The organism is Ruegeria sp. P10 (assembly GCF_056534925.1).
This window is the reverse complement of record NZ_JBQERJ010000006.1, coordinates 277042-287350: the sequence shown is the minus strand read 5'-3', so window position 1 is coordinate 287350 and position 10309 is coordinate 277042. Positions and strand designations below refer to the sequence as shown.

The 10309-nt window shown below is 59.5% G+C and carries 8 protein-coding genes; 1 reads left to right on the top strand and 7 read right to left on the bottom strand.

Going from position 1 to position 10309, the window contains the following annotated elements; translation table 11 throughout:
* Positions 1–361 precede the first annotated feature (361 nt).
* Positions 362–736 carry a hypothetical protein gene (locus tag ACR0FB_RS12720; protein ID WP_209547087.1) on the bottom strand — a complete coding sequence of 125 codons (375 nt, stop codon included), beginning with the start codon at positions 734–736 and terminating at the stop codon, positions 362–364.
* A gap of 91 nt (positions 737–827) precedes the next feature.
* Between ACR0FB_RS12720 and ACR0FB_RS12715 the strand changes: the two genes are divergently transcribed.
* Positions 828–1586: an alpha/beta fold hydrolase gene (locus ACR0FB_RS12715; RefSeq protein ID WP_171724360.1), complete on the top strand. Its 759-nt coding sequence runs from the start codon at positions 828–830 to the stop codon at positions 1584–1586.
* Here ACR0FB_RS12715 and ACR0FB_RS12710 read toward each other — a convergent pair whose 3' ends face one another.
* The 6 genes from ACR0FB_RS12710 to ACR0FB_RS12685 form a co-directional block, all read right to left on the bottom strand.
* Positions 1587–1772, bottom strand: a complete 186-nt coding sequence (locus ACR0FB_RS12710) for a hypothetical protein (RefSeq protein WP_152457401.1) — start codon at positions 1770–1772, stop codon at positions 1587–1589.
* A 93-nt stretch (positions 1773–1865) separates the two neighbouring features.
* Entirely contained in the window at positions 1866–2243 is a 378-nt protein-coding gene (locus tag ACR0FB_RS12705) for a rhodanese-like domain-containing protein (protein ID WP_209835025.1), read from the bottom strand.
* Between the two features lie 79 nt (positions 2244–2322).
* On the bottom strand, positions 2323–3675 hold the full coding sequence (locus tag ACR0FB_RS12700; protein WP_480620887.1) for an HlyD family type I secretion periplasmic adaptor subunit: 1353 nt from the start codon (positions 3673–3675) through the stop codon (positions 2323–2325).
* A 2-nt stretch (positions 3676–3677) separates the two neighbouring features.
* On the bottom strand, positions 3678–5894 hold the full coding sequence (locus ACR0FB_RS12695; RefSeq protein WP_480620885.1) for a type I secretion system permease/ATPase: 2217 nt from the start codon (positions 5892–5894) through the stop codon (positions 3678–3680).
* A gap of 38 nt (positions 5895–5932) precedes the next feature.
* The gene (locus ACR0FB_RS12690; protein ID WP_480620883.1) at positions 5933–7873 is read right to left on the bottom strand and encodes a type I secretion protein; all 1941 of its coding nucleotides are present in this window, start codon (positions 7871–7873) and stop codon (positions 5933–5935) included.
* Between the two features lie 131 nt (positions 7874–8004).
* Positions 8005–10287 (bottom strand): hypothetical protein, encoded by a 2283-nt coding sequence (locus ACR0FB_RS12685; protein WP_171724365.1) that lies wholly within the window; start codon positions 10285–10287, stop codon positions 8005–8007.
* Between the last annotated feature and the right edge of the window lie 22 nt (positions 10288–10309).

Here is a 10309-nt window from a genome sequence, read left to right as displayed (position 1 = left end):
TGGCGAAGACGGCAACGGCGCCGTCGAAGCCAAGGTCAAGGCCGAGGTCGCAGACCTCTGCGCCAAATTCCCGATCTATCCGAACCTGTAACTGGTCCACCCTCAAACACGGAACGGCGCCTTGAGGCGCCGTTTTTTTGCGTCAGATTCCTGAAAACGGTCTGGATCTCGCCCAGCGCAAATCCGATATTTTGGGCAAGGTCCCGGGCCCCACGGTCGCCCAAGCCATTCTGGTCAATACGCGCTTTTTCCGCCCCGATCAGCCTTTCGCGCTGGTCACACCGGCTCCGTGCATTCGATGTTACCGCACACAGGGGTTTGCGCCATGTTCAGACCTTGGCGCGTTGTCCGGAATCCAAGCTCAGATCAAGCCGCGCCACCACAGAAAAACCAGCAACAGTGTCGTCAGTGCCAGCATGTTGAAGGCCAGCCCCCCCAGCAGGCCAAGGAACCACCCCCATCTGCGATCCGCAAGATTGATAGACCCCAGATGTTCCTGCACCACGTCGGACGCCTTGATCAGCCTGGGGTTATCCAGAACCAGCCTCAGTTTGGGATGAGACGCCATCGCCTCGGCCCGGGCCAGAATCAAGGCCTGCTTATAGACGCGCCGCGGCAGTCGGCGCCTGGCCTTGCGGATCGATGCCTCGAGCGTCTTGTCGCGCACTCCGAGCTTTGCGCGCAGCAACACAACCGTTTCGGCGATCCGGGTCTGAATGTCTGGGTCCTGCGGCATTGGTGGCCTCCTGCGGAGGCAATCTAGCGGCAGCGTCTATGACCTACAATGGGGCTGGTCGTTTCCGGCGGTGGCTTGTATCACGCGGTACATGCTGAACACCATCATACACGGCGAACCGACCGCCCGACCGCCCCTTGTCATTGCCCACGGCCTGTATGGATCGGCCCGAAACTGGGGCGTGATTGCCAGACGGCTATCAGACCAGCGGCAGGTTGTGGCCGTCGATATGCGTAACCATGCCTACAGCGCGTGGGACGCTTGTCATGACTATCCCCATCTGGCGCAGGATATCGCCGAGGTCATCGAACGGATCGGCGGGACGGCGGACGTACTTGGGCATTCAATGGGCGGCAAGGCAGCGATGACACTTGCGCTGCAACACGGCGCGCTGGTGAACAAACTGGTGGTCGCAGATATTGCGCCGGTGAAATACACGCACAGCCAAATTCAGTTCATCGAGGCCATGCGTGCCGTGGACTTCTCGCGCATTGCACGCCGCTCGGATGCCGAGCAACAATTGGCCGAGCAAGGCGTTGAAAAAGCATTGCAGAGCTTCTTCACCCAATCGCTGGACATCAAGGGAAAGCGTTGGTTGCTGAACCTGGACGTGTTGGCGGACCAGATGCCAAATATCATGGGCTTTCCCGAGTTGGACGCCCAGTGGTTAGGCGCCGCGCTGTTCCTGTCGGGGGGCGAGTCAGATTACGTCTTGCCGGAACATCGGGCCAAGATCCGCGCTCTGTTTCCCGGCGCGCGATTTGCCAAGATCCCCGGCGCCGGGCACTGGCTGCACGCCGAAAAACCGCGCGAGTTCGAAGCTGCCGTCAGGACCTTCCTGAACGCCTGATCAAGCGCCTTGATACAGCCGCCTGGCCACCATCCAGGATGCCGGAGCCGCGATTACGGCCCCAGCGGCCGCGGCGCCCACAATTGCGCTGACGGATACCATTCCAGCTGAAAGCACGGCAATAACGGCCGAACCAGACAGAGCAGTTGCAATCAGGGAATACAGCATAGCGGCAAGGCGAAACATGACCGGGTTTTCCTTTTGATGGCTTCCGGCCAAATATTTCACGATTCGAATGTGTTGCGCTTTGATTTGTGTCAGATGCAGACGGTTCCGAAACTAGGATTTGGCGATTTCACCGCCCCCATTCACCCAGTCCGTCAATCCACCAAGATTGTACACCCTCTGGTATCCCATATCCTTCAGGAGTTTTCCGGCCAAAGCCGCGCGCCCGCCTGATGCGCAGTACAACACGATGGGGCGATCCTTGCGCAGTGCAGGGTCATGTGATTGCAATGCATCGTCTGCTCGAAACTCCAGCATGCTCCGGGGTATATGATGCGCCCCAACGGCGCGGCCCGTGTGTTCCAGCTCATTCGCATCGCGTATGTCCAACAGCAGCGCCCCCTGTTCGGTCATCGCCTTTGCCTTGGCCGCATCGATACGCTCGACCACCGCGTTGGCCGCCTCCATCATCTCTTTCACCGTCACCGGCATGTGAGTTCTCCTTTACGTCACCGCGCAGAGGTTAACATGCGAATTTTGGAAGGTGTAGACATGGAAGGAAACGCGCGTGTTACTGCTCGCGAAACGCGCGCGACATGCTGTCTGATACCGGTTTGGCGATATAGGCCGCAAAGGTGCGCTCCTCGGTCTGGATCATGATTTCAGCGGGCATCCCCGGTGTCGGAACAAAGCCGCGCACGCGCTGCAACTCATCCGGGGTCAGTGAGACTCGTGCCAGATAGACTTCCTGCGGAACACCGGTCGAATCCTCAAGCAGCGCATCGGCCGAGATATAGAAGACCTCGCCATACAAAACAGGCGTCGTACGTTGGTTCAATGCGATCAGGCGGACTGTGGCGGTCTGCCCCGTGACGACACTGTCAATCTCGGTACGCGGAATCTGTGCCTCGATGATCAGGGGCGCATCTGCGGGCAGGATCTCGGCTATCGGTTCCCCGGTCTCAATCACACCGCCCGGCGTGTGATAATGCAATCGCACCACCGTTCCAGTTACCGGCGCACGCACCACGGCCCGGTCAAGAACGCTGCGCGCCTGTCGGGATTTTTCACGCACGCTTTCCAGATCAGCTTCGATCACGCCCAGTTCATCCAGTGCGGCCTCACGATAGGCGGACCGCGTACGCGCGATCTGTTCGTCATATTTCAGCAGCATCTGGTTGATTTCAGCGGCTTCCGCCTGCAACCGGGCCTGCTGACCTTCGGCTTCGGCCTGAACACGACGGATGGTGTTCAGCTCTCCTTTGCGGACAAGGCCCTTTTCGAACAGTTGGCTCTTGGCCTCGAACTCCTCCTGCAAGATCTCGGCGCGCCGTGCCATGCTGTCCAGCTGCGCCTCAAATCCGCTTGATCGGATTTTCAGTGCTTCCATGTTGCGCTCCAGCAGGGCTAAGTCATTCAGCAGCGTCTTGCGCGACACATCGAAGCTGAGCTTTTGCCCATCCAGAATGGCCATTACTTCAGGATCGTCGGATGCTTCGACAAGCGCCTGCGAAAACACGAGGCGGTCGCGCTCCCCGTACTCGGCCAGCAACCGCTCGGTCATGGCCTGAAGGCGCAGCTTGCGAATATGCAATTCACGTTCATTGGCCTGGGCCGAGGTCTGGTCCAGGGTCATCAGAACCTGACCTGCCTGAACCGCCTGACCTTCCACAACCTTGATGTCTTCGATGATGCCGCCTTCAAGATGTTGGACAATCTTGTTGCGGCCCGTGGCCACAAAGCTGCCTTGCGCGATGACCGCTGCGGCCAGCGGGGCACTGAAGGACCATACCCCGAAACCGCCGAAGCACACGACAAGCAAGACCACCCCGATCACTATCAACCTGTTGATCGAGCGCGGAACCTCGGCATACCAAACTTCTGGTTCATTGTCTGAGTTGTTCACAGGTACGAGATCATTCATGGTCAGCCCCCCTGCTGGCCTTCAATTCCAGTCTGCTTGCGCGGCCCGTTGATCTGCTGAAGAACCTGATCACGTTGACCAAACAGGGCCACACGCCCGTCCGTCAGCAGCATGATCTTGTCGACAACATTCAACAACGTTGGCTTCTGCGTAATGACGACAACGGTGATCTTGCTTTGACGCGCCTGTTCGATCGCACATGCCAGCGCCTTGTCGCCCGCGACGTCGAGATTTGAATTCGGTTCATCCAGCACAACCATTCTGGGGTTGCCGAAGAACGCCCGCGCCAGTGCGATACGCTGCTTCTGACCACCGGACAAAGGCGAGCCATCAGCGGCCACCACGGTCTCATATCCCTGCGGCAGCGTTGCAATCATGTTGTGAACATCGGCCAGAACGGCGGCATCGTGGATCTGTTCGTCAGTGGCATCCGCCCGCATCCGGCCGATATTGTCCTTGATCGTGCCCGGGAACAGCTGAACATCCTGCGGCAGGTAGCCGATGCTTTCGCCAAACTGGCGCGGGTCCCAGTTTCGGATGTCCATCAGGTCAAGCCTTACGCTGCCCGATGTGGGCAGAATGGATCCCACCAGAGTTTTCCCAAGCGTGGTTTTCCCGGCACCGGAATTACCGATGATGGCCAAAGTTTCACCGGGAACCAGCGAGAACGTGATGCCGTTCAGAACCACGCGTTTGGTTCCGCCCGGTACATAGAGCAGGCGTTCGACATCCAGCCGACCTTCGGGGCGCGGCAGACGCAGTTTTTCGTATTGCAGGGCCGAGGTCGACAACAGCGCCTTGATCCGGCCGTAAGCTCCGCGCGTCAGCAGATAGCTGTTCCACCCTTCAATCGAACCTTCGATTGGCGCAAAGGCACGTCCGGCAATGATCGAGGCCGCAATCACCATACCGCCTGTGATCTCTCCTTGCAGCGCCAGAAACGCGCCCCAACCCAGAATTCCGATCTGCGTCAAAAGGCGAACGGCGCGCGAGATTGAAGCGAAGATCACGTTGCGGTCCTGCGCCCGCACCTGCCAGGTCAGCGATTGGGCAGTGTCCCGCCCCCAGATCCGCACGGCTTCGGGGATCATTGCCAAGGCGTTGATGATCTGGCTGTTGCGAGACATCGAATCCAGATGCAGGTTCGCCATGGACTGTGCCTTGTTGGCCTCGGCAAACGGCTTGGCAGTCATTTTCTGGTTGATCAGCGCAATCGTCATCAGGATCAGCGCAGTAACCACCACGATCATGCCCAGTTGCGGATGCACCAGGAAAATCATCAGGATGAACAGCGGCGCAAACGGCACGTCCAGAAATGAAAGCAGCGTGCCCGAGACCAGAAAACCGCGAAGCTGTTGCAGATCGCCCAATGTCTGATACTCGCGCCCGTTTCCGTGCAGCGACGCATGGGCCGCCGCGCTCAGAACCGGTGCGCCCAGCCGGGCCGCCACTTCGACCCCGGTCCGCATGAGCATGAACCGCCGCACCGCATCAAAAGCAGACTGGAAGATCACCGCCCCTGCCACGATGGCCGTCAGCATGATCAGCGTATCCAGCGACCGGCTGGTCAGAACACGGTCACTGATCTGGAACAGATAGATCGGGATCGCCAGGATCAGGATGTTCGTGGCGCAGGTCAGGACCAGAACAAACGCAAGATTGCGCCGGATCGCCCGCATCGAAACGCGCAGCGTGCGCTGGAAATCTTCGGGCGGGGTGCGTTTGTGGAAGGTTTGGGGTGGCCCGTTCCCATCACCGCCGCCGGAATTCGTTTGCAACAGTGGCTGGTTTGCCTTGGCCTCGATCGTGGTGCCTATGCCGTTCCCACCGGATGAGCGTGCAGAGGGGGTCTTGCGCGCAGTCGAGTCCCCGGCGGATGCCGGATCCGGGCCGTCGGCGTCGGCCACCCCATTGCCGCCACCCGCCGTTTCTTCATCTTGCGCGGGTTGCGGCTGCGCACGCTGATGGGGAGGATCAGCGCGCCGTCGTTCGCGTGAGTGTTTTTGGTCTTCGGATTGCTGTGGCGCTTCGGTTTCAACCGTCGAATCTGGATCTGACTCAGGCACGCGCATCTCCTGCGTCAGGTGCAACCGGGCTTTGACCCGTTGTGTCGCTGGATCTGCCCCACCGTCTGCGCGCTGGCGCTTCGGGCCCAAACCGCCCTGCCTGTCCAGTGGACTGGATAAGAGTGGACGGCGCGACGAAAAAACAATCGACATATACAAACCTTCTGGTCACTCGATAAAAACTTGGGGGGTCAGGCCAGCATGGATTGCAGGCCGTCATCTGGTGTCGTTGTGTCAGTGGATTGTGCGTCCAGTTCCAGGGCGGCATCCGGTTGCGGCACAGACATGTCCGCCATGATTGCGGCGATCGCCTCGTTGGTCATATCTGTGATTTCTTGGTTGTCTGGCACGTCAATCAGGCTGGCCTGATGAAGCAGCAGGTCAGAATAAGATCCGTCAGCGGCCATAACCGTCGAATCCACACCCATTTTGGTCAGATTGACAGAGTTCAACAGGGCGTTGCTGCCTGCGACGACATCGGTATCGGCGGCACTTGGACCGGACAGGTCAATTTGATCCTGATCCAGCATCATGGTGACCTGTTCAACAATGTTCACCTGCAACAAGTCTCCGTCGATCTTGAGCACGCGCAACTGTTCCATTCCTGCGAACAAGGGATCGTTGAGCAGCGCGTTCTCCAACGCATCCATATCCGTTTGATCAAGCGCCATGGCGTCGGACAGGTTCTGCTGCAGATCCTGATGTGTATCTGCGCCTATCGTTTTGACCGACGCGTCATTCATGATCACGTTTTCATCATCTCCAGCCATTGCGCCGGGCATACCGCAGTTGATGATATCGTCATCCATCAGGGCGTTGGTCTGGTACAACATGTCCACGGAAATCATATTCCCGTCGATCATGATCAGGTCGTAAAAGCTGCCCAGCTGCACGATGTCGGTGACATTGAACATTTCGTTGTCGCCCAGCGCGTACAAGGTCGATGCGGCCGAAATCTCGGTCTGTATGTTGTCTATATCCGTGGCGTCGATAGCTTGCTTGACGAAGTTGGCCACAACCAGATCACCGTGGACCCAATCCACAACGATGAACTCGGGCTGTCCGGTTGTTCCGGTGCCATTGTCCAGCCAGGGGGCCTCTCGGCCTTCGACTTCGATCTTCGAGGACTGAATCACATTGGTGCCGCTGCCCGTTCCCGGCGCCCCCACATCCCAATCTGACACAAGCGCGACCTGGCTGATGGCGGTCAGGCTGATCGCCTGCCCTCCGACGGCGATATAGGGGGCATCAACCCAACCTATAGATGCCGAGACAGCATTGATCGCAAGGTTCCCTCCGGTCACGACCAGGTGTCCGTCGTCAAAGTCTGGATCTTTCGACTGATCCCACTCGGCCGGAAGCATGGCCTCTGTCTCATCCTCTCCGGCTTCATCCGGCTGATGGAACGCAGGCAGGATGTCTGTCCATACCGGAGATTCGTCAACGTACTTGCCGTTTACGATCACCCCCAACGCATCATCGCCATGAAACTGATGTACCGTGACCCCGTCTATATTCGCGTTTGCCGGGGCCAACATCTGTTCGGCCAGCGCCTCGAGCATTTCGGTCGACTTGTAATCCGCGAGCGAAAGCGTAGGGGCCGCCATGGCATGAAGCGACAGCGCCATGTCCATCATCTCTTCGCCCTGGGCGATCAGCGCTTCGGTATCGCGAAAGTCCCCTTCTCCCACCGTGTCGTTGTCGCGCATGACCACCTTTTGCACGGTGAATGTCAGTGCCGAACCCAATGGCACCGTATCCGGTCGCAGAATAATCAGTTCCGGTGCAGAAGACGGGCCGGATATGCTGTCTGGAACAAATCGCGTGGATTCCGCGCTGTCACCGTTAAGGACGATGACCGACTCATGCACCGGCCCGACAGGAGCTTTTGGCAACGGAAGTTCTGGTTGAGAGGGAAGAAAATTGAATGGCAGGGCTTTGTATTCGCCCGCTGGGATATCCAGATCAGCTTTGATGTTGATCGAGGTAGGCTCGTCAAGCCCGTCTATTTCGGCTTTACGCCTCAGGGCGCTGAATTCCTCGTACTGATCCCTCAGGCGGGCTTGTTCTATCGTAAGCTCAAAAGTTCCAACAAAATGCGCTATCGTTTCCGTAATACCGTCAAGTGCCATGTCGGTTTTCCTTTTTGCCCGCGGCGGCTCGTAATTTCCGCTTTGGGTTCAGTTGGGCCGGGGCCGCGTTTTGCGGCCCCGGCATTTTCGAAGGGTAGCAAGGCCCGAAAATGCGAGCCCCGCCTTTTGACTTAAACGTCCGTGTCGTCGCTGGCGTGGGACATGGTCATCGAACCACCCACCATGGTCGTATCGACCGTGTTGCCCAGGACGTTGGCGCCCATGATGATCGACTGGTTGAACGCAGACGTATCAACGACAGCTGCCGCCGATGCATAGGACTCGCCGGTCACGATGCCATCGCCACCATTGTTCGCGCCCCAGGCACCACCATTGCCGCCGGCACCACCGTCACCTGAATAGGCGCCGCCACCGTTACCACCGGTGATCATGCCACCCATGGTATCGCCTGACGTTGCAGTGCCCATCGAAGCTCCGCTGGTTCCGCCGTTCGCGGCGGATGCGCCACCGGCACCACCGTTGCCCGAGTCGGCCGCACCAGCTGCGTCGCCCGACCCAGTCGATGTGGCATCATTGTCGGAACTGCCTTCGCCACCGTATCCGGCAATTGCTTCGGCCAAGCTGTCAGCCGCACCGTTTGTGTCGGCGTCTCCGAAGATGTCGGCAGCTCCGCCGTTGCCTGCGGTATTGGCCGCGTCGGCAGACCCGGCTCCGTTGCCGGTAGACGTCGATGTTGGCGTTGTGCTACCGCCCGCGCCGCCGTCGCCGTCGGCAGCCGATGTTCCGGTACCGGCCGCATCCGCTGCGCCATCTGCTGCGTTCGACCCGCCGTCACCGCCGCTGCCGTCGGTGTCCTGCGAGTTGCTGGCCGCGCCGTTCACGTCGCCTGGGCTCTGGTCGATATCCGGCCCGCTTGCCGACTGATCGCCAACACCCTGCGCATCGGAATCCGCATCAGCGGTCCCACCGGAGCCGTCGCCGCCCGAGCCGTCGCCACCTGAACCGTCGCCGGCCGTGCCGTCGCCACCGGTGCCGTCACCGCCGGTACCGTCGCCGCCTTCGCCTGCTTCGGCGTCAATCATGCCCAGCTCTTCCTGCAAAGCCATGATTGCAGCTTCGACCATCGCGCCGAATCCACCTTCGCCGTCGCCGCCGGTACCGTCGCCACCGGTGCCGTCACCGCCAGTGCCGTCACCGCCGGATCCGTCACCACCGGTTCCCGTTCCGCCAGAGCCGTCAGCCGAGCTGTCCGCGCCGCTGTCAGCAGAACCATCCGCAGTGTTGTCACCCGCAGTGGCATCATTTGCATCGGTGTTGCTGTCGCTGGTGTTCGAAGCCGAACCATCTGCCGCAGCATTACCGTCGCCACCATCCGCGCCGGACGCATCCGCAGCGTTGTCCGCCGTTCCGGTCCCGGTTCCTGTCGAGTCGGAATCGCTGTCGCCGCCGTTTGCGTTACCCGCTGCGTTCGAACCAGACAGACCCAGGCCCAGACCCAGACCAAACGAATCCGCGCTGCCGCCGGCTCCGCCGGTTCCGCTGCCATCGGCACTTGTGCTGCCATCATTGTCGGACGAAGCCGAACTATCCGCGGCACCGCCATCTCCACCGGCGCTGTCACCGTCGGATCCTGCGCCCGCCATACCAACACCATTGCTGGCATTGCTTGCGTCACCGGTCGATCCGCCCCGGCCGGCGCTGGAATCGGCATCTGCACTGCCGGTATCACCACCGTCAGCCCACGCGTGGCTGCCCAAGGTTGATGAATCGGCCGCTCCACCGTAACTGGTTCCACCGTCGCCCGATTTTCCACCGTTAGCATCCGAGCTAATACCTTCAGCCGCAGTTGCCGTGCCGCCATTGGCATCGCCGTTCTGGGTGAAGTCGGCGTTGTTGGATACGGTCGGTGAATCAAGCGTGTCGTCGTCGCTCAGGCTGGCGACCTGGCTGTTCACGGATGACATTGCCGTTCCGGCGTCGTCCATCGAGATATCCAGATTCATGTCATCGCCTGGATCATAGGTCAGATCGCGGCCAGCAGTGATCACGTCACCCACTGTCGCCGAGTCACCAAGATCCAGATCAACCTGATCATCGTCGCGCGGAATCCACTCACCGCCGCCGAAATCGATATTGATTGAGTTGCTGTTGGAGTTGTCGTTGGTGTTGTCGCCGGCATTAAGCGTCTGGTCTTGATCCTGACCCTGGTCCTGATCCTGACCCTGGTCCTGATCCTGACCCTGATCCTGACCTTGGTCTTGGCCCTGGCCCTGATCCTGGCCCTGCTCGTTGGCGTTTTCTACATTTTGGTCCTGCTGCTGTTGCTGCGCAGTCACATCGGCTTCGACAAGAGCCTCATCAACCTGAATTTCAACATCAACCGGAGCTTCCAGGTTTTCGACAACAATTTCGTCAACGGTCGTTACGTTTGTATTGTTTACATTACGTCTCATAACAAATTCCCATTTCTGGAAC

Excerpts from the sequence above, each read along its gene's own strand:
- ACR0FB_RS12720 (WP_209547087.1), bottom strand. The coding sequence starts at position 736 with ATGCCGCAGGACCCAGACATTCAGACCCGGATCGCCGAAACGGTTGTG.
- ACR0FB_RS12715 (WP_171724360.1), top strand. The coding sequence starts at position 828 with ATGCTGAACACCATCATACACGGCGAACCGACCGCCCGACCGCCCCTT.
- ACR0FB_RS12710 (WP_152457401.1), bottom strand. The coding sequence starts at position 1,772 with ATGTTTCGCCTTGCCGCTATGCTGTATTCCCTGATTGCAACTGCTCTG.
- ACR0FB_RS12705 (WP_209835025.1), bottom strand. The coding sequence starts at position 2,243 with ATGCCGGTGACGGTGAAAGAGATGATGGAGGCGGCCAACGCGGTGGTC.
- ACR0FB_RS12700 (WP_480620887.1), bottom strand. The coding sequence starts at position 3,675 with ATGAATGATCTCGTACCTGTGAACAACTCAGACAATGAACCAGAAGTT.
- ACR0FB_RS12695 (WP_480620885.1), bottom strand. The coding sequence starts at position 5,894 with ATGTCGATTGTTTTTTCGTCGCGCCGTCCACTCTTATCCAGTCCACTG.
- ACR0FB_RS12690 (WP_480620883.1), bottom strand. The coding sequence starts at position 7,873 with ATGGCACTTGACGGTATTACGGAAACGATAGCGCATTTTGTTGGAACT.
- ACR0FB_RS12685 (WP_171724365.1), bottom strand. The coding sequence starts at position 10,287 with ATGAGACGTAATGTAAACAATACAAACGTAACGACCGTTGACGAAATT.